Origin of the sequence: Exiguobacterium sp. s28, assembly GCF_018618135.1 — a bacterium.
Taxonomy (GTDB): Bacteria; Bacillota; Bacilli; order Exiguobacteriales; family Exiguobacteriaceae; genus Exiguobacterium; species Exiguobacterium mexicanum_A.
The window spans coordinates 152,697-177,617 of sequence record NZ_JACSLL010000003.1 but is presented as its reverse complement, the minus strand read 5'-3'; the positions used below and the strand labels follow the sequence as shown (position 1 = coordinate 177,617).

General features: G+C 54.1%; 24 protein-coding genes and 2 other annotated features. Of the genes, 18 read left to right on the top strand and 6 right to left on the bottom strand.

Annotated features, from left to right (window positions below):
- Positions 1 to 116 precede the first annotated feature (116 nt).
- Positions 117 to 1,841 (top strand): thiol reductant ABC exporter subunit CydD, encoded by a 1,725-nt coding sequence (gene cydD, locus KNP78_RS05310; protein WP_214823386.1) that lies wholly within the window; start codon positions 117 to 119, stop codon positions 1,839 to 1,841.
- Entirely contained in the window at positions 1,838 to 3,553 is a 1,716-nt protein-coding gene (gene cydC / locus KNP78_RS05305) for a thiol reductant ABC exporter subunit CydC (RefSeq protein WP_214753551.1), read from the top strand. Before cydD ends, cydC begins: the two co-directional genes overlap by 4 nt.
- A gap of 247 nt (positions 3,554 to 3,800) precedes the next feature.
- Here cydC and KNP78_RS05300 read toward each other — a convergent pair whose 3' ends face one another.
- From KNP78_RS05300 to KNP78_RS05290, 3 genes are all read right to left on the bottom strand, one after another.
- Positions 3,801 to 4,325 carry a hypothetical protein gene (locus KNP78_RS05300; protein ID WP_138858668.1) on the bottom strand — a complete coding sequence of 175 codons (525 nt, stop codon included), beginning with the start codon at positions 4,323 to 4,325 and terminating at the stop codon, positions 3,801 to 3,803.
- Positions 4,326 to 4,471: 146 nt separating this feature from the next.
- Positions 4,472 to 5,542, bottom strand: a complete 1,071-nt coding sequence (locus KNP78_RS05295) for a GGDEF domain-containing protein (RefSeq protein ID WP_214753553.1) — start codon at positions 5,540 to 5,542, stop codon at positions 4,472 to 4,474.
- A gap of 90 nt (positions 5,543 to 5,632) precedes the next feature.
- On the bottom strand, positions 5,633 to 5,968 hold the full coding sequence (locus tag KNP78_RS05290) for a hypothetical protein (RefSeq protein ID WP_214753848.1): 336 nt from the start codon (positions 5,966 to 5,968) through the stop codon (positions 5,633 to 5,635).
- Positions 5,969 to 6,056: 88 nt separating this feature from the next.
- Here KNP78_RS05290 and KNP78_RS05285 point away from each other — a divergent pair, with 88 nt between their 5' ends.
- From KNP78_RS05285 to KNP78_RS05260, 6 genes are all read left to right on the top strand, one after another.
- Complete coding sequence (locus KNP78_RS05285) at positions 6,057 to 6,239, top strand: hypothetical protein (RefSeq protein WP_138858671.1); 183 nt, start codon at positions 6,057 to 6,059, stop codon at positions 6,237 to 6,239.
- Between the two features lie 81 nt (positions 6,240 to 6,320).
- On the top strand, positions 6,321 to 7,271 hold the full coding sequence (msrA, locus tag KNP78_RS05280) for a peptide-methionine (S)-S-oxide reductase MsrA (RefSeq protein ID WP_029594568.1): 951 nt from the start codon (positions 6,321 to 6,323) through the stop codon (positions 7,269 to 7,271).
- A gap of 13 nt (positions 7,272 to 7,284) precedes the next feature.
- Complete coding sequence (locus KNP78_RS05275; protein WP_214753555.1) at positions 7,285 to 8,580, top strand: DUF2252 domain-containing protein; 1,296 nt, start codon at positions 7,285 to 7,287, stop codon at positions 8,578 to 8,580.
- Between the two features lie 68 nt (positions 8,581 to 8,648).
- On the top strand, positions 8,649 to 8,921 hold the full coding sequence (locus KNP78_RS05270) for a DUF5327 family protein (RefSeq protein WP_029594570.1): 273 nt from the start codon (positions 8,649 to 8,651) through the stop codon (positions 8,919 to 8,921).
- Between the two features lie 105 nt (positions 8,922 to 9,026).
- The gene (locus tag KNP78_RS05265) at positions 9,027 to 9,392 is read left to right on the top strand and encodes a rhodanese-like domain-containing protein (RefSeq protein ID WP_035385631.1); all 366 of its coding nucleotides are present in this window, start codon (positions 9,027 to 9,029) and stop codon (positions 9,390 to 9,392) included.
- Positions 9,393 to 9,543: 151 nt separating this feature from the next.
- Entirely contained in the window at positions 9,544 to 10,176 is a 633-nt protein-coding gene (locus KNP78_RS05260; protein ID WP_214753557.1) for an HAD family hydrolase, read from the top strand.
- Positions 10,177 to 10,213: 37 nt separating this feature from the next.
- On the opposite strand, the gene KNP78_RS05255 is transcribed toward KNP78_RS05260, so the two are convergent.
- Positions 10,214 to 11,626, bottom strand: coding sequence for an NAD-dependent succinate-semialdehyde dehydrogenase (locus KNP78_RS05255; protein WP_034779490.1), 1,413 nt, complete (start codon positions 11,624 to 11,626; stop codon positions 10,214 to 10,216).
- Between the two features lie 88 nt (positions 11,627 to 11,714).
- Here KNP78_RS05255 and KNP78_RS05250 point away from each other — a divergent pair, with 88 nt between their 5' ends.
- Together KNP78_RS05250 and KNP78_RS05245 are read left to right on the top strand one after the other, a co-directional pair.
- Positions 11,715 to 12,278, top strand: a complete 564-nt coding sequence (locus tag KNP78_RS05250) for a glycerol-3-phosphate acyltransferase (RefSeq protein ID WP_214753559.1) — start codon at positions 11,715 to 11,717, stop codon at positions 12,276 to 12,278.
- Positions 12,224 to 13,816: a GNAT family N-acetyltransferase gene (locus tag KNP78_RS05245; protein ID WP_214753561.1), complete on the top strand. Its 1,593-nt coding sequence runs from the start codon at positions 12,224 to 12,226 to the stop codon at positions 13,814 to 13,816. The genes KNP78_RS05250 and KNP78_RS05245 overlap by 55 nt, the downstream gene beginning before the upstream one ends.
- On the opposite strand, the gene KNP78_RS05240 is transcribed toward KNP78_RS05245, so the two are convergent.
- Positions 13,755 to 15,392 (bottom strand): ABC1 kinase family protein, encoded by a 1,638-nt coding sequence (locus KNP78_RS05240; protein WP_214823385.1) that lies wholly within the window; start codon positions 15,390 to 15,392, stop codon positions 13,755 to 13,757. The two genes, KNP78_RS05245 and KNP78_RS05240, sit on opposite strands and share 62 nt — an antisense overlap.
- A 94-nt stretch (positions 15,393 to 15,486) precedes the next feature.
- Between KNP78_RS05240 and KNP78_RS05235 the strand changes: the two genes are divergently transcribed.
- The 3 genes from KNP78_RS05235 to KNP78_RS05225 all read left to right on the top strand — a co-directional run bounded on the left by KNP78_RS05235 (position 15,487) and on the right by KNP78_RS05225 (position 18,468).
- Positions 15,487 to 16,092 carry a trimeric intracellular cation channel family protein gene (locus KNP78_RS05235; protein ID WP_034779483.1) on the top strand — a complete coding sequence of 202 codons (606 nt, stop codon included), beginning with the start codon at positions 15,487 to 15,489 and terminating at the stop codon, positions 16,090 to 16,092.
- A gap of 13 nt (positions 16,093 to 16,105) precedes the next feature.
- Entirely contained in the window at positions 16,106 to 16,471 is a 366-nt protein-coding gene (locus tag KNP78_RS05230; protein WP_034779481.1) for a DUF423 domain-containing protein, read from the top strand.
- 461 nt (positions 16,472 to 16,932) lie between these two features.
- Positions 16,933 to 18,468 carry a murein hydrolase activator EnvC family protein gene (locus KNP78_RS05225; RefSeq protein WP_214823384.1) on the top strand — a complete coding sequence of 512 codons (1,536 nt, stop codon included), beginning with the start codon at positions 16,933 to 16,935 and terminating at the stop codon, positions 18,466 to 18,468.
- Positions 18,469 to 18,563: 95 nt separating this feature from the next.
- Here the strand turns inward: KNP78_RS05225 and KNP78_RS05220 are convergent, their stop codons facing one another.
- Positions 18,564 to 19,925 (bottom strand): amino acid permease, encoded by a 1,362-nt coding sequence (locus tag KNP78_RS05220; RefSeq protein ID WP_214823383.1) that lies wholly within the window; start codon positions 19,923 to 19,925, stop codon positions 18,564 to 18,566.
- Between the two features lie 195 nt (positions 19,926 to 20,120).
- Positions 20,121 to 20,350: a binding site (T-box leader), on the top strand.
- Positions 20,351 to 20,400: 50 nt separating this feature from the next.
- Positions 20,401 to 20,625, top strand: a binding site (T-box leader).
- A 56-nt stretch (positions 20,626 to 20,681) separates the two neighbouring features.
- Here KNP78_RS05220 and trpD point away from each other — a divergent pair.
- From trpD to trpA, 5 genes are read left to right on the top strand one after another with little or no spacing between them, the layout of a single operon-like run.
- Positions 20,682 to 21,671 (top strand): anthranilate phosphoribosyltransferase, encoded by a 990-nt coding sequence (trpD, locus tag KNP78_RS05215; protein WP_034779475.1) that lies wholly within the window; start codon positions 20,682 to 20,684, stop codon positions 21,669 to 21,671.
- On the top strand, positions 21,668 to 22,429 hold the full coding sequence (gene trpC, locus KNP78_RS05210) for an indole-3-glycerol phosphate synthase TrpC (protein ID WP_214823382.1): 762 nt from the start codon (positions 21,668 to 21,670) through the stop codon (positions 22,427 to 22,429). Before trpD ends, trpC begins: the two co-directional genes overlap by 4 nt.
- Positions 22,405 to 22,977, top strand: coding sequence for a phosphoribosylanthranilate isomerase (locus KNP78_RS05205; protein ID WP_214823381.1), 573 nt, complete (start codon positions 22,405 to 22,407; stop codon positions 22,975 to 22,977). Before trpC ends, KNP78_RS05205 begins: the two co-directional genes overlap by 25 nt.
- The gene (gene trpB, locus KNP78_RS05200) at positions 22,959 to 24,140 is read left to right on the top strand and encodes a tryptophan synthase subunit beta (RefSeq protein ID WP_214823380.1); all 1,182 of its coding nucleotides are present in this window, start codon (positions 22,959 to 22,961) and stop codon (positions 24,138 to 24,140) included. Before KNP78_RS05205 ends, trpB begins: the two co-directional genes overlap by 19 nt.
- Positions 24,140 to 24,916 (top strand): tryptophan synthase subunit alpha, encoded by a 777-nt coding sequence (trpA, locus tag KNP78_RS05195; protein ID WP_214823436.1) that lies wholly within the window; start codon positions 24,140 to 24,142, stop codon positions 24,914 to 24,916. The genes trpB and trpA overlap by 1 nt, the downstream gene beginning before the upstream one ends.
- The last annotated feature ends 5 nt before the right edge of the window (positions 24,917 to 24,921 follow it).

Sequence of the window (24,921 nt, the reverse complement as noted above, 5' to 3'; positions counted from 1 at the left end):
GATATACGCGGCGTCTTTTGCATGTCTGGCTAAGCGAAGCGTTCGCCATGGTCGTGTGCATCAGTTATAATTAGTGAGAATCCTCACAAAGAAAAGTTTTGGATAGTATAGAAAGGATGAACGCAGTGAAACGACTGCAAGCTCTCGCTTTAGCTGAAAAACGCCATATCGTCGGACTCGTCATCGCCGCGGTGATGATCGGATTGTCGATTTTGGCGCAGGCGTATTTAATCGTCGATATCGTCGACCAGGTCTTTTTTAAAAATGCATCGTTTGAAAGCATCATCCCGGCGCTCGGCTGGCTCATTCTCGCCCTCGTCACGCGTGCTTTGTTCGGCTACATGTCAGGACGAATCGGAGCTAGTCTAGCGGAGAAAGCGAAACGGACACTCCGGTTTCAGTTGCTTGACCGTTATACATCGAATCCGATCGAGACATCTTTGTCCGGCCAGTCCGGAAAGAAAGTCAGCGTCTTCATGGACGCGGTCGATGAAGTCGACGCCTACTTCAGCCAATATTGGCCGCAAGTCATTCAAACGTCGATCATTCCGCTGCTCATTCTCGTCGTCGTCTTCAGCCAACATTGGATCTCGGGCGTCATCATGATGGTGACGGCGCCGTTCATCCCAATCTTTTTCATTATCATCGGGATTGCGACGCAGAAAAAATCCGAACAACAGATGGAGAAGATGAACCAGTTCTCCGGAAAGTTCTTGGACGTGTTGCAAGGATTGACGACATTGAAACTATACGGTCGGACCGAGCGTGAGGCGCAAGCGATTGAAAAGAGCAGTCTCGACTTCCGCGACGCGACGATGGTCGTCTTGAAGACGGCGTTCTTATCGGGTCTCATGCTCGAGTTCATCTCGATGCTCAGCACAGGGGTCGTGGCGCTCGAAGTGGCGCTGCAAATGGTCGTCTGGCAGAACTTGACGTTCTTCTCCGGCTTTTTGATTCTCGTCTTGGCTCCGGAATACTATTTGGCCATTAAAGACCTCGGCGGTGCGTTCCATACCGGACGCGGCAGCATGGGGGCGGCCGATCGTATTTTCGAGGCGCTCGACGCACCGGATGAACGTCTGCAGTGGGGCGACCGGACGTTGACGAGCCGGACACCCGACCTCGAGCTCGACGAAGCATCATTCGCCTATGAAGGGGGGCGTTTCACGCTCCAGCCTTTAAGCGGCATGATTCCTGCCGGTTCCCACATGGCGCTCGTCGGGGCGAGCGGGTCCGGGAAGACAACCGTCTTGAACGTGTTATCGGGGCTCGTCAAACCTGACAGCGGACGTGTCCTCGTGGACGGTGAACCGCTCGAGACGTACACCGATACGTCATGGTATGACACGATTGGCTATATCTCACAAAATCCGTATTTGTTCGCCGGCACCGTCGCCGATAATATCGCCCTCGGTGAGGCGGCGGACGAAGCGAGCATCCTCGAGGCGGCGACGGCAGCCGGACTGAACGATGTCATCGCTCAGTTGCCGAACGGTCTTCATACCGAACTCGGTGAAGGGGGTTACGGCTTATCCGGAGGTGAACGGCAGCGGCTCGCCTTGGCCCGGGCCTTCTTGAAACGTCCCGGCATCATCTTGTTCGATGAACCGACGACCGGACTTGATTTAGTGACCGAACAAATCGTTCGGCGCTCAATCGATGAGTTGTCACGTGAGTCAACGCTCGTCACGGTCGCGCATCGTCTGCATACGATCAAACAAGCCGATGCGATTTGGTTCATGGACGAAGGGCGTCTCGTCGCCCAAGGCACACATGACGAACTGCTCAGCGTTCCGCAATACGCTGACTTATTCACGCTACAGAAAGGGGTGAGAGGATGAATTCCCTTTGGACGATCACGAAATGGATGATGCGAGAGAAAAAGGATATCATCCTCTCGATCTTCTTTGGTTATGTCGCTGGCATCGCAGCCGTCGCTTTGTTCGCGGCGAGCGGATACCTCGTCTCACGGGCTGGGCTCGTGCCGCCGCTGTATGCGCTCATGGTGCCCGTCGTTTTGATTAAACTGTTCGGTGTGATTCGGGCGAGTGCTCGCTATCAGGAGCGTCTCGCCTCGCACCGGGCGACGTTCACGATTTTGAGCGAACTCCGGGTCCGATTTTATCGTCAACTCGAGCCGCTCGTCCCGAGCATCTTTGCCAAATATCGGAGTGGGGACTTGCTCGCTCGCGTCGTTGGTGACGTCGAGAGCTTGCAGAACTATTTTTTACGGGTGTTCTACCCGCCGATTATCTTGGTACTCGTCTTCTTGAGCACGATTTTCTTCGTCACATACTTCTCGGTCTGGGTCAGCGTTTGGATCTTGTTCGGCGTCTTCGTGACCGGTTTTTTGATCCCGGCCTTCTTCGCCCGTGTCCGTGCCAAGCATGACCGGCAACTCCGTACCTTGCGAGGAGACCTGTCGAGTGGGATGACGGAGATGATGTACGGCTATCGCGACCTGTTGTTGCACCATCGGCTTGGTCAAACGCGCAACGAACTGCTTGAACAGAGCGACCGCTACGCCGATGCCCAAAAACGAGATGTGACGAACCAGTTCTTCAACTCCTCGCTCGTCGTGGCGGCGTCCTTACTCGTCTCATGGGGTGTTTTGGCCATCGGGGCCTATCTTGTCGTCGACGGGGAATTAAATGGCCTCTTCTTGGCCATGCTCATCATGATGTCGCTCACTGCGTTTGAGAACGCGACACCGATGGCAGTCTTCCCAGGTCACTATGCCGACAGCAAGCAAGCGGCCGATCGACTGCTCGAAGTGGTCGAGCCGAGTGAAGCGATTGTCGTTGCCGAGTCGGCCCGTACCGACGTAGCGCTCGAGACAGCACCTGACGTATCGTTCGAACGCGTGAGCTATCGCTACCCGGACACGTTCCGTGACGTGCTGAGCGGCGTCGACGTGACGTTACGAGGCGGTTCAAAGACCGTTATCGTCGGACCGAGCGGCTCAGGAAAATCGACACTACTTCAACTGTTGCTCGCTTTTGTCAGACCTGAGTCTGGTGAGATCCGATTGAATGGACAGCGGTTGGACGATGTGACCCAAGCATCGGTCTGGCGTGAAGCCAGCGTCGTCCTTCAAGAGAACCACTTCTTCTTCGGGACGGTGCGAGAGAACTTGGAGCTCGCCGGTAATTTCTCGGACGCTGAGATGGAAGCGGCGCTCGCGAGTGTCCGCCTCGGTTTCTCGCTCGACGAGCCCGTCCTTGAGAAAGGGGCGAACTTATCGGGCGGCGAGCGGCAACGTCTTGCCATCGCCCGAGCCTTGTTGAAGAATGGATTGCTCTGGATACTTGACGAAGCGACATCGGCGCTCGATGCGCGGACCGAGGCGGACGTATTCGCCGAGATTTTGCGTCAAGCCGATGAAGCGACGCTCGTCATGGTCAGCCATCGTCTGACTGGGCTCGAACGTTTCGATCACATCATCGTCATGGAGTCCGGACGCATCGTCGAGACCGGATCGTATGATGAACTGATGCAGGCACACGGTGTGTTTTATGGATTGAAACAAATCGAACAAGATATCTTTGCATGAAAAAACGAGCGGCTCCGTCGGAGAGCCGCTCGTTTTTTTGGATGGCAAATTTGGGTGCAACAAATGGGGGTTGTCGCATTGCTTTCAAAAAGAGTGTCGTGGAGGGGAATCCACGTGACGTATTGGTTTGGGGAACGTTTACGTCAAGCTTTGGGAGCTACAACTAAAGTATAAGTGATAACGATTCTCATTGTCAATTAGTAAATTGTACAAAAAAACCGCAAACCAAACTGTTTGCGGATCGTTGTCAGCTCGACGGTACGCCCTTACGAAGCGTGAAGCGAAGTAAGCTGAACAAGTAACGAGTATAGAAGAGCGCGAACGCATAAAATACCGCGATGGCAGAAGCACCGAGTTCAACACCTGGAATGTTCATCAAGAACTCGAGGATGAGAATCGACAGCAAGAAAATATAAAGACCTGCATCAAGATAGAGCGGCATCAATTTTCCGCGTTGGTGCCAGAACGTCCGGACGAGCGGTGCGACGATCATCCCGATGATGCGTTCCGCGAACCCGATGCTGAGCACGGCAATCATGAAGGCGGCGACCGTCTCGAACGATACGAGTTCTGAGAAGGCGAACATGGAGATGAGTAGGAGCGGACCGATAAAAATCATCATCGAGAGGGACGTGCGTAAAAAGATAAACAAGTTCCGTTTCATCGTATCGACTCCCCCGAAGAGCGACTGCCGGAACGTCTTGCCACGTTGATAGTCGAGGATGAACGATCCCACAAACATCAAACCGAATAGTGATAACAATACTGTCATGAAATGTGTTTCCCCTTTTTCTGTCCAAATCTATGATCACTGTAAGGATAGTCGAATCAAAGTCTAGCCTAGTGTACCGATTCACTAGTTGAAAGTAAAGCGGGAAAACTGCGGAAAATCGCAATCTTTTGCGAACATGAGGCGCTTTACGACGCCAGAATGAATCGATTTCGTCCCGATTCCTTTGCGTGGTATAACGCTTCGTCGGCATGTTTCAACACGCTGTCGACTTCGATGTCGTTCGAATGGCAGGCCCCGAGCGAAACGGTGATATGAAGCGTCCCCGCACTCGTCTCGAACGGGAACGTCGAGACTTTTTCTCGTATAGATTCAGCGAGGTGAGTCACTTCATCTCGATTGGCGTTCGGCATGATGATTAAAAATTCTTCTCCGCCGAAGCGGCCGACGAGATGACGCTCTTCACTCTCGGCGACGAGCAACATGCCGAGCTCCCGTAAGACGTCGTCCCCGACGTCATGACCGTACGTGTCGTTCACGCGCTTGAAGTGGTCGATGTCGACGAGGATCAAGGCGTATTCTTTGGCTTCGACGTTCAAGTTGGCCATCGCCTCGTTCAATAGACGCCGGTTGGCGATGCCGGTCAACGCGTCGGTCCGGGCGAGTTGTTGCTGATGTTGGACGTTCTCGAAATGACGACGCAACTCTTGGAGCAAACGATACGCGGCACAGGCGCCGCCGTACGCCATGACGACGTAGGCGAGAATGACAGGATAGAACAGTTCGAGCGGCAACGCATAATAGATGGCCGCACCGAAGACGGTGACACTGATCGTCGTGAAGACGAGTAACGTGTTGCGAGTGTTATCGAGTTTTAGCCGCAATAGACTGATGGGAAGGACGAGTCCAATCATCGTCAAGACCGCCAAATAAAAGCCGATATACGCCCCGTCGGTCACCATGAAAAATCGGGCGGTCAGAAAGATGACGGCAGCGACAACCCCGCTGACCCACCCGCCGAACAAGACGGCAAGCGAGATGGGGATGGAGCGCAAGTCGATCAAAATCCCTTCGAGCGGCAGTGCGTTTGCGAGTAAAATCAAGGCGACGATCCCTGTCTGGACGCCAAGCAGGATTCGACCTTTCAACGGTGATTTCGGTGTCAGACGCGGACGATTGCGGAACGGAAGAAATGAGATCGTGAAGAGGGTGAATAGGATACACAAGTTCAGAAAAAACGAGTTGATGATGGTTAGCATGGCTGCATCCCCTTGCGTGAAATGGAAATAATTAGTTTCAGTTTAGCATATTCAAACAGCGTTGACTGCTTATGGAGGAGTGCAATGTGTTCACCAGTCGCGCCAATCTTCCGTCACGTCCTCGTCAGTCTCATAACCGGCTAGAATTGCCCCGGCTTGAATGAAATCGTACAGTTCCTCACGCTCAACCGTCTCGATGAAATGGTCGTGCTCGGCATCGAGCTCGTTCAAGCGCAACACGACGTCGCGGACCGCTGCCAAGACGCTTGCTTCCGTTCCGTCTGCATGTGTCAATGCGGTCACGTACCGTCGGAGCGCGGCGTCAACGGCAAAGATGATCTCGACGGTATACACGTCATCGCCTTCATTCATCCGGTCTTCCCACATCAGTGTCGGGCGATTGGCCCATAACCGTTCAACCTCCATACTAAGTGCCTCCTTCGAAATGAAACATCATCTTCCTCTCTATCATAGCAAACAAATTTGGTATGATAGAAAGAAAGGGGGACTGTCCGTGCGGTATTGGGATCATTTTAAGCGAGCGTTTATTCCGATCGCGCTCATCTTGATCGGGTTGGCCATCTTTTATACATTATCGGCTCGAGGGAATATGGCGTTGACCGTGCTCGGGGCGCTTATCGTCGGCGTCATCTTATTTTTAGTGATGCGGCACATGAATCAGGTCGAAGAAGACTAAGACGAGAACACGTTCGTGGTTCTCGTTTTTTGTTGTCGACGAGATTTTTTGGGTACACTACATAGTAAGGAGGGATTTATTATGGCAAAAGCTACATTTGCGGGAGGCTGTTTTTGGTGCATGGTCAAACCGTTTCATAAATACGAAGGGGTCGAGCGCGTCATTTCCGGCTACACGGGCGGGCACGTCGACAACCCGACCTATCAACAAGTCTGTTCGGAGACGACCGGTCACCTTGAGGCGATCGAGGTCACGTTTGACCCGGAAGTCATTTCATACGAGGAACTGTTACGCATCTATTGGCGTCAAATCGACCCGACCGATGGCGGCGGACAATTCAATGACCGCGGTGAGTCGTATCGCCCGGCCATCTTCTATCATTCGGAAGAACAGCGCGTAGCGGCGGAACGTTCAAAGCAAGAGATCGAGGACTCAGGCCGATTCGACCGACCGATCGAAGTCGAGATCCGTCCCGCGAAAACGTTTTGGGAAGCCGAAGACTATCATCAAGACTACTATAAGAAAAATCCGTTCCGCTACGAAATGTATCGGGTCGGTTCAGGCCGTGCCAAGTTTGTGAAAGAGGCGTGGAGCGACAAGAAGATTCAGAAAGAACTGAAAGACCGCTTGACGCCAATCCAATATAAAGTCACGCAAGAGAACGGGACCGAGCCCCCGTTTCAAAATGAGTATTGGGACGAGGAACGAGAAGGATTGTATGTCGACGTGATTGATGGTACGCCGCTCTTCACGTCGCGCGACAAGTTCCAGTCGAATTGCGGCTGGCCGAGCTTCGCCCGTCCAATCGAGGAAAAGCGTATCGACATGAACATGGACACGACGCACCATATGGTTCGGACTGAAGTCCGCTCGAAGGGAGCCGACAGTCACCTCGGTCACTTATTCGATGACGGCCCGAAAGAACTAGGGGGTCTGCGCTACTGCATCAACTCGGCAGCACTCCGTTTCATTCCAAAAGAAGAGTTAGAGTCTGCAGGTTATGGAGAGTACAAGCACTTATTCGATGCGTGAAGGGGAGAAGGTCATGTTCACATCCGTCAAACAACAGATCCGTCGTGAGACGCTCGCGACCGTCTTGGATTACTACGACAAATCGATTCGAAACTTGTCTGAAGCGGCTAGAGATGAGAAGTACAACAAGATGAGTGCGACCCCGTTCTCGTTTTTCCGGGGGAGCTCCCACTTGTTCTATTATGACTTTGCGAAAGTACCGCTCGCGTTCGATACCGACGCGTCTCATCCGACGTTCATTCAAGGGGACTTGCATTTTGAAAACTTCGGTGTGTTCGAAGATGGGGCCGGAACCATCATTTATGATGTGAACGATTTTGACGAGGCGTATCTCGGGTCTTATTTGTTTGACGTCCTTCGCATGGCGATCTCGGTCGATTTGTTTGCCGCGGAGTCAGGATTTGATGCGAGGCGAGCCATTGAGACGTATGCAGAGACATACGCGCGTGCGATGGAACGCTATGCGAATGGGAAGGATGAAGATGTTCAATTCACGAAAGCGAACACGTGCAAAGCGATCAAGAAAGTGATTAAAAAGGCAGAGAAGAAGAAAGACGCATTCATGGCGGAGCGAACGGAAGTCCGGGATGAGGAGCGTTACTTCGCGACAAGTGACGACCTCGTCCCGGTCAGTCCGAAGACTGCCAAACAAATCAAACAGGCATGGCCTGACTATTTGGCATCCTTGTCGGAAAAGCATCGTCACCACGCCGACCATTATGAGATTAAAGACATCGCCATCAAACGGGAGAGCGGTACCGCTTCAATCGGGCTCGAACGGTATTATATTTTGATTGAAGGTGCGGACGCTGAACATGACGAGGATATCATTCTCGAAATGAAGCAGGCGCAATCAGCTGTCCCGTCTCTCTTCTTGCCGACGCATCCATTGTTTGAGGACGGGCTGTCCCATCAAGGGGCCCGCGTCATCGCGGCCCAGCGTGCCATGGTGCACAGTCGTGACCCGTATCTCGGCTACTTGACGATTGATGGGAATGAATACTACGTCCGTCAGCGGTCACCGTATAAGCGGAAAGTGAAAGCGAAGCACATCAAGAATGAGGAATCGCTCATCGAGACGTTGAAAGTACAGGCGGAGATCACGGCCAAAATTCATGCGCGAGCGGATGCGGATGCGAACGTGCTCGACTACGAGGCGAGTGAACGGATTGCGGCTGCCATCGGGGCGTCGCGACCGCTATTCATTCGTCAAATCTCGCGTTGGTCCCAATTTTACGCCAATCAAGTCAGGTTCGACTTTGAGGCGTTCCAATCCTGGCTCAAGACGCGTGAGGAGACACGGGTCTGACGAGCACCGGACTTGCGGCCAGGCCCTCATTTGCCTCAGAATGGAACGGTAAAGGATGTGTGCGACGTATGATTACAGAACAGCAGGTCATCACGCAAATGAAACAAGTGATGAGCCAAATTGAACAGTCGAGCGGAGAAACCCAGAAGCGCCATTTGGCCAAACTGATGGGGTATTGCGAGCTGTTGCTCGCCGATTCGGCTCCAACGCAGCCCACTGCGGCTCCCGTGGCCCAACCGACCGAGGCGAAACCCCCGCTTGATCGGCAGATGGCAGCGTTTCTCGGGATTCCTTTAGAAGAGGAAGACAAACCGAAAACCGATTCATTGCTCGACTTCTAAGCTGTGCCCCGAGGCACAGCTTTTTTTTGCGAGCGTTCGCGTTGACTTATATACCATAGGGGGTATAATGGGGTTAACTAAACTATACCTAACGGAGGCGTGACTATGCTTGATTTCTTGTTTGTCGCAGTAGTGATCGGATTGATTTATTTTTGGTGGACGAAGCGAAACAGCGTCAAAACAGTTTCGACGGATGAATTGAAACGGAAGATTGCCGAAGAGCGAAACATTCAACTGCTCGACGTTCGCGAACCACACGAATACCGGGGCGGGCATATCAAGCAAGCAAAAAATGTGCCGTTATCGGGATTCGGGAATGCGAGTGCCCAATATCCGAAAGATAAAGAACGTCCGGTCTACGTCATCTGTCAAAGCGGGATGCGAAGTCAACGGGCCGCGGCCATGTTGAAAAGCGCGGGCTATACGGACGTCTACTCGGTCAAAGGCGGTATGAGTTTCTGGCGTGGCTGACAGTTCTCGGTTGAACATTTGTTCAGCCGTTTTTTTATGGACTCTGAATTTCACTTTTAGAGGTGAGATTTGCCGTGTGACGTTTCCGCTTTCGGAATTGAGGGGATTCTGCTACGGTAGGAGCATAGGAAAGAGAGAGGGGACCAGAACAATGGCAGTCATTTTATTTGATATCGATGGGACGCTCGTTGACACGACCGGACCGATGACGCAAGCAATCCACGAGGCGTTAGAGCAACTTCCACATTTACCGAAACCGAGCGAGGACGCGGTCCGATCGGGATACGGATTGGCCGGTAACGCATTTTGGGAGCACGTCATCCCGGAGGCGACAATCGAGGAGATCCGCCAAATTCGCAAACTTCGTCATGAGACGCTCGAACGAGCGATGGAAGGCCAACACGTCTTGTTCGACGGGATTTACGAGATGCTCGAGGCGCTCCACGCGAAAGGACACACGTTGACGACCGCGAGTAACTGCGGGGTCCATTACTTGAACCTCATGCTCGACTCGCAAAATATCCGCCAGTTCATGACGGCTCCAGAATGTCTTGAATCCGTGAGCGGGGAGAAGAAAGCCGACATTTTGACGGCGCATCGTCTCCGTCACGGCGAGAACGACTATGTGATGGTCGGGGATCGTAAATCTGACGTCGAAGCGGCACGAGCGCATGACTTCCCGGTCGTCTTGACCGGTTTCGGCTTCGGCAACGAAGACGAGTGGGGGCTCGCCGATCATGTGATCGCGACGCCGAACGATTTGATCGCCTTGGTCGAAAAATAAAAAATCCGGTTGAACGCGCGACGTTCAACCGGATTTTTTAGAGTCCAAGCGAAATATATTTTACTTCTAAAAACTCTTCGATACCGTGGTGGCCACCTTCGCGGCCGAGACCGCTCTGTTTCCAGCCACCAAACGGGGCTTGCGGCGTTGAGGGGAGGCCGTCATTGACGCCGACGATGCCGTATTCGAGCGACTCGGCTAAATAGAGGGCCTCGTTGATGTCTTGCGTGAATACATAGGCAGCAAGACCGAACGGGGTCGCGTTCGCCCGTTCAATCACTTCCTCGAGCGAGTCAAACGACGCAATCGGGGCGACAGGACCGAACGTCTCCTCGTTCATGCACAGCATGTCCTCATTCGCATAGCGGACGACGGCCGGCCGGACGAATAGGCCGTCGAGCTGCTCCCCGCCCGTGATCTCGCCTCCGCGGATTTGAGCGTCCTCCAAGTGCTTCATCACTTTCTCGACCGCGGCCTCGTCGATGAGCGGACCGATATCCGTCCCTTCGTCGAGCCCGTTGCCGACTTCGAGCGCTGCGACGGCCTCGATGAATTTTTCGGAGAACGCATCGACGATGGACTGCTCGACATAAATCCGGTTGGCGCAGACACACGTCTGTCCGCCGTTACGGAATTTCGTCGCGACCGCTTGCGGGACAGCCTTGTCGAGATCTGCCTGTGCCGTGACGATGAGCGGGGCGTGACCACCGAGCTCGAGTGAGATTTTCTTCATCGTATCGGCGGCGCCGCGCATGAGCGTCTTGCCGACCTCGGTCGAACCGGTGAACGTCAATTTGCGGACACGGGGGTCGTGTTGCCACGTGTTCACGATGTCAGAAGCTTTCCCGGTGACAAGATTGATGACACCGGGTGGGAAGCCTGCTTTCTCAGCCAGTTTGACGAGTTCGATCGCCGTCAATGGTGTCGCTGATGCCGGTTTCAATACGACGGTACAACCTGCGGCAAGCGCCGGCGCCAATTTTCGGGTGATCATGGCGGCCGGGAAGTTCCATGGGGTGATGGCGGCGACGACGCCGACCGGTTGTTTAATGGCAAAGATGCGTTTCTTGTTTGACGATGCCGGAATCGTCTCGCCGTACACGCGCCGACCTTCCGCGGCGTACCACTCGATGAAGCCGTTCGCATAGCGGACTTCGCCGATGGCTTCTTGGAGCGGCTTGCCTTGCTCTTCGACCATCGTCCGAGCGATGGCTTCCGTATGTTCATCGATCAGGCGGTTCCATTCGAGCAGGAGGGCGCCTCGTTCTTCTGCCGTTTTCTCTTGCCAGTCCTTCAAGGCGTCGTGGGCGGCATCGACAGCCTGTTTCGCTTCGGCGGTGTCGCTCTTTGTCACCGTGGCCATAATGTTGCCGGTCGCGGGATTCCGCACCTCGATCGTGTCCGATGTATCAATCCATTCTCCGTTGATGAAATTGTTCTCCACTCGCATCTTGATTTCCCCTTTCGTCTAGGTGCACATTAAGAAGGTACCCGATTTCAAAAATCATACACAATTTTACAACGGGGGAGGGATCGCTATGTGGGTCATCATCTTGGGCTATGTCGTCGGCAGTATACTTGGCGGGCACTTATACGGCAGGTGGAGCGGTCAAGACTTGGCAACGAGTGGGTCGGGAAACACCGGTGCCCGCAATGCGTTACGGATTGGCGGGAAGCGAGCGTTCTTGTTCGTTTACGGATTCGACGTCTTGAAGACGGTACTCGTCTTGTCGATCAGCGGTCCATATTTTTTTGAGACCGGGCTCGCCTTGACGCTCGGGCACATTTATCCGATGTGGCATATTCGCACCGGTGGGAAGGGGTACGCCGTATTTTCTGGAATTATATTAGCGTACAGCCCGCTATGGTTTTTAGCAGGACTTGCCATGTTGCTCATTCTCATCAAACTGACGCGTAACTCGCGCGAGACGGGGCTCGTCATGCTCATGCTCTTGCCGCTCGCGGCCTGGGGGGACGCAACAGATGTCAGTGTGGCCAGTTTGACGATGATTTTGATCATGTACCATCATATAAGGGGGGAAACAACGTGCTTGAATTTCGAAGAGCGACGCCGGGGGATGCGGAAGCGATTCATCGATTGAACTATGAGACGTTTGTCGAAGAAATCCCGCAACACCATCCGAACGCGGAGCGACGACTCGTCGATCGCTTCCATGATAGGAATACATACTGGATTGGATTGGCGGACGGACAGCTTGTCGCCATGTGTGCCATCCGCGACGAGCGACCGTTCTCGCTCGAACAAAAAGGGGTGACGTTGCCACCGGGGGAATGGATTGAAGTCCGGCTATTGGCGGTGACGCCCGCCTATCGGAACACGCGGACGTTTGCCGGTCTCATGCGTGGGATGCTCTTGGAAGCGACAGAGCGGGGCGTCGAAGGGATTGTCATCAGTGGCACCGTACGTGAACAGAAGTTGTATCGACGCTTTGGATTTACCGCGTTCGCAGAACCGGTCGGGACGGTGGAGGCGTTATACGTGCCGATGAAGCTGACCCGCTCTGGGTTTATGCAATCTGAGACCGCACGAACGTTGCGTCCGAAGCAACTCCTCGCCGGTCCTGTCGAACTGTCATCCCGCGTTCGCTCCGCCTTGGCCATGCAGCCGTTATCACATCGGTCAGTCGAGGCCAGCCGTTTGCTCCATTCGGTCCAGCTGAAGTTAAGCGCCCTCATCAAGTTACCTCATATTTACACGTTACTCGGGAGCGGGACGATCGCGAACGATGCAGTTGCCGCACAATTGACTGGACAAGGGATGATTCTCGATACAGGTGAGTTCGGTCGACGACTCATCGATCACGCCAACCGGGCTGGGCTTGAATTTGAGGTCTTGTCGCTCTCTGGGGGTCAGCGCATTGACGTCCAGCAACTCGAACGGCAACGGCCGGATTGGATTTGGACGGTCCACTGCGAGACGTCGACGGGGAGAATGGTCGACTTGGAAGCGTTGCGTCACTATGCACGCAAGTGTGAAACGGTGATTGCGATTGATGCGATCAGCGCAGTCGGTACGCTTGAGACGGACTATGCCTTTGCGGACATGGTGACGTTCGTATCGGGAAAGGCGCTTCGCAATGCACCGGGATTGGCGTTTGTCGCGATGAGACATCGAGCCGTCCCGAACCCGTCGATTTCACGCTATTTGGACTTGGCGGGCTATGACCCGATTGCCTTCACGCAATCGGTCCCGCTCATTCAAGCGATGGACATCGCGTTGGACGAACTGACAGACGCGGAGATTGGGACGCATCAATCAAAACTCGATGTGTTCGTGAATGAACTTTTGCGCCGAGGCGCACCGGTTAAAATCGGAGACGACCAAGCACCGGGTATTTTTTCGCTCACGTTACCGGAACATCTTTCCTCGCTTGAACTGGGGCGCCAGTTGATGTTCCATGGCTATCAAGTGCAATATGAGAGCGCCTATTTACGGCGTGCGAACTGTCTCCAAGTCTCCACGATGGGATGGACGACCGAGCGGGATCTGCAGCAAGTCGCCGCCTATATCGGGACGTGGCTCCAGAAAAAAACCGCCACTCAGAGGAGTGACGGGGTCAAACACGGAAATCTTGGCGCGCCAAATGACGAATCTTACGACCGAGGCGTCTTGAGTTGAAGTAGGCGACGACGGCGACGACCCCACCTGACCAAAACAGCCACTCGTCAGGCCGGATATAGCCGAACAGGCCGACGACGAGGCCGAGGATGATGACCCCTGAGTTGAACGTCTGGCGGTGGAGCAGTTCTTTGGACTCGAGGTCGCGTTGGAACATCGCCTGCTCGGACAGGCGCTTCCGGGTCGGTTCTTTCAAATAGTTATCGAGCAGCGGCGGGACGTTCAGTAACTTCTTCCCGTAGTTGAGTGCCGTCATGACGTAACGGTTCTGAATCGTCGTCCCATCGGACTCGAGCCATTGGATCACGATCGGTTTGCCGAGCGTGAACAAATCGATTTTCGGGTCGAGGATTTGCAGAATCCCGAGCAGCGTCGAAGCGGCACGACCGAAGAAGGCGAACTCGGCCGGCAGTTGGATCGGCTCGTTTTTGACGAGCAGTTGGATATCTTGCAACACTTTTTCGATCAGCTTCGTATCGACCGTATCGATATCGGTCTCTAAATAGAACGTGACCGCTTTTTCAAGCGCTTGACGAATGTTGTGCTTGTTCGCCGTCGGCAACAGAAAACGCAAGTCTTCAAGTCCGTCGACGACACCGTCATAATCGAGCGAGATGAACGCCTGCAAGATTTTACGGATCGTTGCCATGTCTTGGGCAGTCGATGACCCGACCATTCCGAAGTCGAGCAGGATGATCGTCCCGTCGGCCCGGATCTGGACGTTACCGGGGTGGGGGTCGGCGTGGAATTGCCCACCGAACAACAGTTGCTCGGCTGCCATCGTGAACAACCGTTCGGCAAGTGCGGAGCGGTCGATATTATTTTCTTTTAAGAAAGCGAGGTCGGTGATGCGGCGGGCTTCGACCCAATCCATCGTCAACACCCGATTCGTACAAAGGTGGTCATAATAGTCCGGGATGTACACGTCGGGGTTATCGGCGTATTTCGCTTTGAAATAATGGGCGTTCTTCAATTCGGTTTGGAAATTTAACTCGTCCCCGATGACAAAAATCATTTGGCGATATAAGCTATCTAAGTCGGTCGATTTTGCCAGCGATGTCCGCTTGAGCATCGTCGTGACGATTCGCATCGCTTTGAAGTCGGTCCGAATGATTTTTTCGATATCCGGACGTTGGATTTTCAGCGCGACACGCTTCCCGGTTTCCAGGAGTGTGGCGCCGTACACTTCCCCAATCGAGGCAGAGGCGACGGCGTCGATGCCGACGTCCTTCACGACTTGGGTGTACGGGACGCCCCATTCTGCTTCCAAGATGGCGCGAGACTTGTCCCAGCCCGATGTCGGGACGCGGTCGACAAGCTCGGATAACTCGTTCAATACGGACGGAGGCAACAAGTCGGCCCGAATCGATAGAAACTGCCCGAGCTTGATCAACAGCCCCTCGAGCCGGAGCGCGTTCCGTTTATACTCGCGGGCAAGGTTCAACATGAGCGCCTCGTACTCTTCGGTCGACGCGAGACCTTGCTGCTGTTTGCGGGAGAATGCATAAATTTTAATGATGAATCGGGCGAACATCGTGACGATAATCCATATGCGTAACAAGGCGATTCGTTTCATAAAAGTACCGACATCCTTTACAAGCAGTCGCTCGACTGATCTGATTTTTTGTATCTTAACTTTACCACAGAATGCTTTCAAGAAAGGGCAAGGGATGTTTATGGAGTGGGAATTACTCAACGTCGTCGGAACAATCGCATTCGCGGCGAGCGGTGCCATCATCGCGATGGACGAGAAATATGATATTTTTGGGGTGTGGTTGCTCGCTTTTACGACGGCTTTCGGTGGCGGTGCCATCCGAAACGTCTTGCTCGGGAACCCTGTCAGCTTGATTTGGCAACAAAACGATCTCTTCATCCTTTGTTTTCTTGTCGCGTTGCTCATCTTCCTGTTGCCGAGTGTCGTCTTGCCCCATTGGGAACGCTGGGGTGTCATCGTCGATGCCATCGGGCTCGTCGCTTTCGCGTTTCAAGGCGCACAAGTTGCCATCAAGCTGGATTTACCATTGTCGGCAGCGATTGCGGCTGCCGTCCTGACAGGTGTCGGTGGGGGGGTCGTCCGTGATTTATTGGCCGGCCGGAAACCGCTCGTCCTCCAGTCTGAAGTGTACGCGATGTGGGCGATCATCATCGCGGTCGTCACGTATTATTTTCGGCTTGAAGGGGGACTCCCCGTCTACACCTTACTCGTTGTCGTTGCGGCGCTTCGAGTGATATCCTACTATCGGAAGTGGAATTTACCTGCACGGAAAGTGCGATAAGGGGGAAATTAGTATGAAACTATTGCTCATCATCGGCGCCGCCTTAATGGCGCTCGGCGTCGCTCTCGGTGCGTTCGGGGCCCATGCTTTGAAAGAACGTCTGGCACCGAACATGCTCGCCAACTGGCAGACCGGCGTGCTCTACCATATGATTCACGCCATCGGCATCATCGCCTTAGCGAGCATCTTGATGAAAGTGAGCATTAGCCAGTTCAACACAGCAGGCTGGCTCATGTTTGCAGGAATTCTCTTTTTCTCAGGCAGTCTATACGTCATGGCATTGACTGGAATTACGAAGCTCGGGGCGGTCACGCCAATTGGCGGCGTCTTGTTTATCGCAGCCTGGGTGTTCGTCATCATCGGTGCGCTCAAACTGTAATCAAACGTTAACGTGTGATTAACAGTCGTCGTGTAACATTCTAAGTGTGAGACCCCTCGTCTTCACACGACAACGAACAATTGGCCCGGTTGGCTTCTTCGCCTTGAGCGAGACACCAACCGGGCCCTTTTTTACGTTTTTTGGGAATGGTTAGACTTAGAAAAACGACTGGATAACGTTATTTAAATATAAGGTCAATGATTTCCTATTTTCAACTATTGTTACAAAAGTGTTTCGAGAAAAGAAAAGTGAAAAAATGTTGAAATATAAAGAGGTTGGGAGCTACATGAGGTCTTCGCATCATCAGTCGTAATAAAAGTGAAATATAACTTTAACAGGAAAACATTCGACACTTCGATATAATTAGTCGTGTTGAAACTAAAAAATTAATCGTTTTTGTTACATAGCAAAACGACTGACCTTAAATAGAACGTGAACGCCAACCCCTTAAACTAGAAAGGATGTCCCCATTGATCAATTGGAAACGCACCGTCTCGACACTTACGCTTAGCGCGCTTCTTCTTGGGACGCACTCGGTGGCTGATGCCTCGACGTCAATCAAGGAGAAACAAGAACAGCAGAAAAAAGTGCAAGAGCAACGAAATAACGTCAAACAGAACCAATCGAACACGTCTTCAAAAATCAAGCAAAACAAAAATGAAATCTCGAAAGTCCAAACGGAAGTCAACAAGATGGATGCCCAGCTTCAAGATATCATCAACGATGTCGCGGCAAAACGCCAAGAAATCAAGCGGACTGAATTGAAGATTGAAGACCTTGAGAAAGATATTAAAGGTTACGAGAAGAAGATGAAAGCCCAAGAAGAGATGATGAAAGAGCGCATGGCCACGATGCAAACGAACGGCGGCGGCTCAATCAACTGGGCGGAGTTTATCTTCGGTTCGAAAAACTTCTCGGACTTGATCACACGCATGATCACGGCCGGAACGATTCAACGGAGCGACCAAGAGTTGTTTGAAGATTACGAAGCGACGCGCCAATCGTTAAAAGAAGCGCAAGCCTCACTCAAAGAAGAGCGTGCTTCGCTCTTGAAACAACAAAAAGCGCTTGAAGTGCGCCAAGCTCAACTCGAGAAGAAGATGAAAGAGCGCGAAGCCCGCATCAAAGAGCTCGAGAAGAAGAATATTAAGTTTGAATCGCAAATCTTCGACCTTCAAGAAATCGAAGCGACGTTAATCGCCCAAGAAGAAGCGATTGCGGCTGAAATTGAAGCACAGCGTCGTGAGGAAGAAGAAGCACGTCGTCGCGCTGAAGAAGCGGCTCGTCAAGAAGCGGCACGCAAGGCTGAAGAAGCTCGTCAAGCGGAAGCGGCTCAAGCGGCAGCAGCAGCGCGTCAAGCAGAAGAAGCAAGAGCGGCAGCGGCTAAAGCCGAGGCAGAACGAGCAGCAGCTCAAAAACAGCAGAACAGTAACAATAATACCCAGTCATCTGCATCTTCAAACCAGACGACACAAAATAATACACCAGCGCCAAAGCCGGCAGCACCGAAACCAGCACCTGCACCAGCGCCAAAACCGAAACCAGCACCGACTGCACCGACGACATCAGCACCAGCACCATCTGGCGCGATGTTCATTCAACCGACAACGGGTCGTTTCTCACAAGGATGGGGACCGGCAAGCGGTCAATTCGGCTACTCGTTCCATAACGGTGTCGACATTGCAGGACCTGTCGGGACGCCAATCCGTGCCTCGGCAACCGGAACGGTCATCCGTGCCGGCTGGGGTGGAGCATATGGGAATCACGTCATGATCGCCCACGTCATCAACGGACAAGTATGGACAACGGTCTATGCGCACTTGAACTCGGTCTCAGTCAGTGCCGGTCAACGTGTGACGCAAGGATCAAATATCGGTGGACTTGGTAACACGGGTAACTCTTCAGGCCCGCACCTTCACTTCGAGATCCATCAAGGCAACTACTCGTACTCGGGAACGGACGCGGGAAGCACAGTTAACCCACGTCAGTTCTTCTGATGAATATACGAGGACCCGTCAATCGTGACAGGTCCTCGTTTTGTGCTCGATGAAACCAAAAACAAGCGCCTCTCCGCAATGGAGAGGCGCTTGTTTCAGTTCGCTTGTTCGATATCGTCTGATTGATTGTTCGCTTTACGGAACCGTTCACGGACAAGATAGATGATGGTCAATCCGACCAACCACGGAATCCCGAACTTGAGCAAAATGTTGAAATCGGTGAACCATGTCGTGATCATGAGGCTGAGCAACAGCCCGGCACCGAGTAACGGTAGGAACGGATATCCGATCATGCGGACCGGCAATTTGCGCCCGGTCCATTTTTTGCGGAAGAACAAATGCGAGACGAACACCATGAACCATGTGAAAATCGCTCCGAACATCGAGATCCCCATGAGGAACGGATACGACGATTCCATGAACACTTGAAGCAGCGCCGCGAGAATGATTCCGCCCGTCGAGACGAGCAAGGCGGGCAATGGAATCCCGCTAGTGCTGACTTTTTTAAAGAGACGCGGAGCATCACCAGCTTCGGCGAGTGAATACATCATTCGCGTTGAAGCATAGAGCTGAGCGTTCATCGCTGACAAGGCAGCGATCAAGATGACAAAGTTTAAAATGCCGGCTGCGCCAGGCACGTCGAACTGCTGCATGACGAGAACGAATGGGCTTTGATCAATCCCGGCCTGCTGCCAAGGGATGAGCATGAGCATGATGCCAATCGTGATGAGATAAAAGAACGTCAAGCGGAACACGGTCGCGCGCAACGCTTTCGGGACGGCACGGTCCGGGTCTTTCGCTTCGCCGGCCGTGACGGCGACGAGCTCGGTCCCGAGGAAACTGAAGAGGGAGATGAAAATCGTCACCCACATCCCGTAAAACCCGAAGGCGAAGAAACCTTCATCACCGGTCGTGATCGATTCGATTGGTGAACCGGGTTGACCGAACAGCGTGGCTGCCCCGAGCACGATGAAGAGGATGATGGCGGTCACTTTGATGAACGATAACCAGTATTCGGTCGTCCCGAACGTATGGACGTGCCGGGCGTTCACATAGATGAGCAAACCGCCGAATACGACGACCCAGACGAATCCGTTCACATCGGGGAACCAGTAGCGCATATAGATGGCGATCGCGCTCACTTCGACGCCGATGGCGAGGACGTTGGCGACCCAGTACGAGTAGCGGACCAAAAAGCCGGCGAGTGGATGGACATATCGCTCGGCAATCGTGCCGAATGAGCCTGAGGTCGGATGGGCGACCGTCATCTCGGCGAGACAGCCCATCAGTAAGAGGACGATGAACGCCCCGATGGCGTAACTGACGAGCACGCTCGGTCCTGCCGTTTGGATGGCGAGCCCGCTTCCGAGGAAGAGGCCCGTCCCGATGGCGCTACCGAGCGAAATCATCGTCAACTGCCGTGTGGACAGTTCACGTTTTAATTTGCTAGTTTCCAAAGTTGATTCTCCTTTAGTTGAGTGAAGTGTTGTTGGGGACGACTATAGCAGACAAAAAAATCGGGTGTCAACTCGCGAAATCGTAAAAAGCGGTATCGATTCGGCCGCACCTATAGAAGCAAAGTTTTTTTGCACGCTTTTGTTTGACAGGAAGTTTCCTGCCCTGTATAGTACGAGTTAACTTAACTGAAACGAATAAAGGCGTCGACGAAGAGAAGTAACGACGGTCCCCGTATGACAGAGAGCTGATGGTTGGTGTGAATCAGTATGCGGGACGTCGCGAATGGACTTCCGAGCTCTAAACCGAAACTTTTAGTAGGCTTTAGCGGGTCACCCACCGTTACCATGGGAAAGCGGATGATTGTCCGTGAAGTGGGTTCTACGGAACCAACGAAGGTGGCACCACGGGGTTACTCGTCCTTCTCATAGCGCAAGCTATGAGTCGGGCGGGTAACCCTTTTTCGTTTCAACGCATAATAAATCAGTGATTGAGAAGAGTAGCGTGAACAAGTCTCGTCAAGAGAGCCGGGGGTGGTGGGATCCTGGCCGAGACATTTACGTGAATGGGCTCATGAGAGCATGGCTGAATCAAGTAGGTCATGACGGCTTCCCCCGTTATCGGGATACGATGTGATAGCATCGGAAAGTGGGATCGATCGATCCAACGAGAGGTGGCACCGCGGTCCATACCGTCCTCCATACGACAGACGTCGTATGGAGTTTTTTTATACCCAAAATGCTTGAGGAGGAACGGACATGTTAACACGACTATTGACGAACCCATTGACGACGAATGAAATGAAACGGGCGGCGGCCGAGTTGTTCCAAGCCGACGAAGCGCAAATCGCCGAGGTGTTACTCGCCATGAAAGCGCGCGGTGAGACGGCCGAGGAGATGGCCGGACTCGCTGATTACATCCGTGAGGCGGCAACGTTCCCCGAGACGGCGCTTCCTGTGCTCGACGTCTGTGGCACGGGCGGCGACGGGGCGAACACGTTCAATATCAGCTCGACGGTCGCGTTCGTCTTGGCGGGGCTCGATATCCCGGTCGCCAAACATGGGAATCGCAGCGTGTCGAGCCGGTCAGGCAGTGCCGACGTCCTCGAGTCATTGAATATCCCGATCGTCCAAAGTCATGAGGCGATGCTCGCCGACCTCGAGCGGACGAACTTGAGTTTCTTGTTCGCCCAGCACATCCATCCGGTCATGAAACACGTCATGCCGGTCCGGAAACGACTCGCCACGGCGACCATCTTCAATCAAATCGGCCCGTTGACGAACCCGCTCAAGCCGAAGCGGCAATTGATCGGCGTGTACCATCCATCGCTCATCGAGAAGATGGCGACGGCGATGCGCCACCTCGGCGTCGAGCGCGGCATGGTCGTCCATGGGGCAGGCGGACTGGATGAAGCGAGTCTCGCCGGAAGAAACGAAGTCTTGTTCTTCAACGGCGACAAAGTGGCCCGCTACACCGTCGACCCGCGCGACGTCGGATTGATGCGAGCGCCGCTGTCGGCCTTGCAAGGCGGGACACCGACTGAGAATGCCGAGACGCTCCTTGCCGTCTTGAATGGAGAGCAGGGACCGGCGCGAGACGTCGTTTTATTGAACGCCGCACTCGCCCTCTGTACGTACGGGACGGTCCAGACGCTTCGCGAAGGCGTCGCCGTGGCAATGGCAAGCATCGATGAAGGGCACGCCATCCGCGTACTCAAACAATTACAACGAACGGAGGTTGGCGCATGAGCTACTTGACGAAAATCATCGGAACGAAAATCGAAGAGGTCAATCAAATGGAAGACATCGAGGTGGCGAAGACGACACCGATCTCGCTACAGCGATTGATGGGGGAAGGGTTTCATGTCATCGCGGAGATTAAACGGGCTTCCCCGTCGAAAGGGTTGATTCGCGGCGAAATGGACGTCGCGAGCCGGGCCCGGAAGTATGAACGGGCGGGAGCGACAATGATTTCCGTCTTGACGGACGCGACGTATTTTCAAGGTTCGTTCGACGACTTGCGCGACGTCGCGGCCGCCGTTGAAATCCCGGTCCTCTGTAAAGATTTCATCATCGACGAACGGCAACTCGACCGGGCCAAAGCGGCCGGGGCGAGTGCAGCACTGTTAATCGTCGCGGCACTTCATCCGAGCCGGATCCACGCCTTGAAGACGTATGCCCGATCAATCGGCCTCGACGTGCTCGTCGAAGTGCACGATGAGGCCGAGCTCCAGACGGCACTCGAACTCGGAGATGTGTTGATTGGCATCAACAATCGGAACTTGAAGACGTTCGAGGTATCGCTCGATACATCGGTCGACTTGATGACGAAGTATCCCGATGTCGCGTTCGTCAGCGAGAGCGGTGTCAGCACAGGAGAGGCGGCCCGTCGGTTACAGACAGCCGGGGCCCGGGCGATTCTCGTCGGAGAGGCGCTCATGCGACAGGACGACCCGACAGCCTTGATCGAGGAGTTGACGTCATGTTCGTTAAAATATGTGGACTGACGACCGAGGCCAGTGTCGTCACGGCGGTAGAGGCGGGAGCGGACGCCATCGGGTTCGTGTTTGCGGATAGCCCGCGCCAAATCGATATCGCGACAGCGCAGCGGTTGCGACGGTTGATTCCAAATGAAGTTCGGGTCATCGGCGTGTTTCTCGACCCGACAGTTGAAGAAGTCGAAGCTGCCGTCGCTTGTGGTTTGACCGACATTCAACTGCACCGTCGGACGCGTCCGCTTGAAGCGTTCCGTCAGTTCGAGCTTCCGCTCATCGAAGCGGATTACCAGTCGGAGGCTGACGTCATTTTACTTGACGCGCCGACACCGGGCAGTGGGCAGGCGCTCGATTGGGAGACGCTGGAACGTCCGGAGCGAACGTTTTGGCTCGCCGGTGGATTGACAGTCGACAATGTCGGCGCGGCGATTCGCGCCATGCGACCGGACGGCGTCGACGTCTCGAGCGGTGTGGAAACGAATGGACAGAAAGATCATGATAAAATTCGCGCGTTCATCGGACGCGCCAAGGAGGAAACACGATGTATACACAACCAGTGAACGGAAAGTTCGGCCCCTATGGAGGGAAATATATCCCTGAGACGCTCATGCAAGCGGTCGAAGAGCTCGAAGTGGCGTACGAGGAAGCGAAACAAGACCCTGAGTTCCAGGAACGCTTCAACGATCTCCTCAGTGAGTATGTAGGACGGGAAACGCCACTCTATTATGCGGAGAACATGAGTCGCCGTCTTGGGACGAACGTCTATTTAAAACGAGAAGATTTGAACCATACCGGTGCCCATAAAATCAACAACACAATCGGTCAGGCACTCCTCGCCAAACGAATGGGCAAACGAAAAGTCGTCGCCGAAACAGGGGCCGGGCAGCATGGTGTCGCCACGGCAACGGTATGTGCGCTCCTCAATCTCGAATGTACGATTTTCATGGGTGAGGTCGACGTCGAACGTCAAGAATTGAACGTGTTTCGGATGGAGCTACTCGGTGCGACCGTCGTTCCCGTCAAGTCGGGGAGCCGAACGCTGAAAGATGCCGTCAACGAGGCGCTCCGTTACTGGGTCAAACACGTCGATGACACGCATTACGTGATGGGGTCGGTGCTCGGACCGCACCCGTTCCCGACGATGGTCCGCGATTTCCAAAGCGTCATCGGGACGGAGACGCGTCGCCAAGTACTCGAGAAGACAGGTCGTCTCCCTGACGCGGTCGTCGCTTGTGTCGGTGGCGGGAGCAACGCGATGGGCATGTTCTATCCGTTCTTGAATGACGAAATGGTCGCCTTATACGGTGTCGAGGCAGCAGGGAGCGGTGTCGATACGGACAAGCATGCGGCGACGCTCACGAAAGGTGAGGTCGGGGTGCTCCACGGGTCGCTCATGTACGTCTTGCAAGACGCGGCCGGACAAATCCAGGAAGCGCACTCAATCTCGGCCGGGCTCGATTATCCGGGTGTCGGACCAGAGCACAGCTTCTTAAAAGACATTGAGCGGGTTCGCTACGCGGCGGTAACGGACGAAGACGCACTTGCGGCCTGCATGACGCTCAGTCGCCAAGAAGGGATCATCCCGGCACTCGAGTCATCGCATGCGCTCGCCTATGCGGAAACGCTCGCCCAAACGATGGACGCGGATGACGTGCTCGTCATTTGTCTATCTGGTCGCGGGGATAAGGATGTTCATACGATTCGAGAAAGGGTGACACAATGATGCGATTAGATGAAGCGATTCGACAGCGGAGTGAAGGGACGGCGTTCGTCCCGTACATTATGGCCGGGGACGACGGTCTCGACAGCTTAATCCCGACGATTGAACGGTTGGAGGCGATGGGTGCGACGGCGATCGAGCTCGGTATCCCGTTTTCCGATCCGGTAGCGGACGGCCCCATCATTGAGGCGGCTGGAATGCGCGCCCTCGAACAAGGGGTGACGTTGACGGACGTGTTGGACCGTTTAATAGAAGGAACGGGTCGTTTTTCGGTCCCAATCGTCCTGATGACGTACTTGAATCCGGTGTTCCGATTCGGGGTCGAGCGCTTCTTCGAGCGAGCGGCGGCGTCTGGAGTCAGCGGCGTCATCATTCCCGATTTGCCGTTTGAAGAGAGCCTTGATTTGTTCGCCGGCATCGATCGTCACGAGGTCGCGGTCGTACCGCTTGTCACGTTGACGAGCAGTCAGACTCGCATCGATACGATTTTAAGCCAGGCGGAAGGGTTCGTCTATGCGGTAACGCTCAAAGGGACGACCGGGAAAACGGACGTGTTCCCGGAGGAGTTACTCGACCACTTGCGTTCGTTGACGGAGCGGTCACCGGTACCGGTGCTCGCCGGATTCGGTGTCCATCGCGCCGATCAGGTTCGGACGCTCGGGGCAGCCTGTGACGGGGTCGTCGTCGGTAGTTTTATCGTCGAGGCGCTCCACGCCGGACGTGAACAAGACGTGGCCGCGTTGATTGCATCGGCGCGGACGGTCAGCGTAAAAAAATAAGGATC

Bases quoted from the DNA above. Each gene is read 5' to 3' on its own strand.
- cydD (WP_214823386.1), top strand. From the start codon at position 117: ATGAACGCAGTGAAACGACTGCAAGCTCTCGCTTTAGCTGAAAAACGC.
- cydC (WP_214753551.1), top strand. From the start codon at position 1,838: ATGAATTCCCTTTGGACGATCACGAAATGGATGATGCGAGAGAAAAAG.
- KNP78_RS05300 (WP_138858668.1), bottom strand. From the start codon at position 4,325: ATGACAGTATTGTTATCACTATTCGGTTTGATGTTTGTGGGATCGTTC.
- KNP78_RS05295 (WP_214753553.1), bottom strand. From the start codon at position 5,542: ATGCTAACCATCATCAACTCGTTTTTTCTGAACTTGTGTATCCTATTC.
- KNP78_RS05290 (WP_214753848.1), bottom strand. From the start codon at position 5,968: ATGGAGGTTGAACGGTTATGGGCCAATCGCCCGACACTGATGTGGGAA.
- msrA (WP_029594568.1), top strand. From the start codon at position 6,321: ATGGCAAAAGCTACATTTGCGGGAGGCTGTTTTTGGTGCATGGTCAAA.
- KNP78_RS05275 (WP_214753555.1), top strand. From the start codon at position 7,285: ATGTTCACATCCGTCAAACAACAGATCCGTCGTGAGACGCTCGCGACC.
- KNP78_RS05270 (WP_029594570.1), top strand. From the start codon at position 8,649: ATGATTACAGAACAGCAGGTCATCACGCAAATGAAACAAGTGATGAGC.
- KNP78_RS05265 (WP_035385631.1), top strand. From the start codon at position 9,027: ATGCTTGATTTCTTGTTTGTCGCAGTAGTGATCGGATTGATTTATTTT.
- KNP78_RS05260 (WP_214753557.1), top strand. From the start codon at position 9,544: ATGGCAGTCATTTTATTTGATATCGATGGGACGCTCGTTGACACGACC.
- KNP78_RS05255 (WP_034779490.1), bottom strand. From the start codon at position 11,626: ATGCGAGTGGAGAACAATTTCATCAACGGAGAATGGATTGATACATCG.
- KNP78_RS05250 (WP_214753559.1), top strand. From the start codon at position 11,715: ATGTGGGTCATCATCTTGGGCTATGTCGTCGGCAGTATACTTGGCGGG.
- KNP78_RS05240 (WP_214823385.1), bottom strand. From the start codon at position 15,392: ATGAAACGAATCGCCTTGTTACGCATATGGATTATCGTCACGATGTTC.
- KNP78_RS05235 (WP_034779483.1), top strand. From the start codon at position 15,487: ATGTTTATGGAGTGGGAATTACTCAACGTCGTCGGAACAATCGCATTC.
- KNP78_RS05230 (WP_034779481.1), top strand. From the start codon at position 16,106: ATGAAACTATTGCTCATCATCGGCGCCGCCTTAATGGCGCTCGGCGTC.
- KNP78_RS05225 (WP_214823384.1), top strand. From the start codon at position 16,933: ATGTCCCCATTGATCAATTGGAAACGCACCGTCTCGACACTTACGCTT.
- trpD (WP_034779475.1), top strand. From the start codon at position 20,682: ATGTTAACACGACTATTGACGAACCCATTGACGACGAATGAAATGAAA.
- trpC (WP_214823382.1), top strand. From the start codon at position 21,668: ATGAGCTACTTGACGAAAATCATCGGAACGAAAATCGAAGAGGTCAAT.
- KNP78_RS05205 (WP_214823381.1), top strand. From the start codon at position 22,405: ATGTTCGTTAAAATATGTGGACTGACGACCGAGGCCAGTGTCGTCACG.
- trpB (WP_214823380.1), top strand. From the start codon at position 22,959: ATGTATACACAACCAGTGAACGGAAAGTTCGGCCCCTATGGAGGGAAA.
- trpA (WP_214823436.1), top strand. From the start codon at position 24,140: ATGCGATTAGATGAAGCGATTCGACAGCGGAGTGAAGGGACGGCGTTC.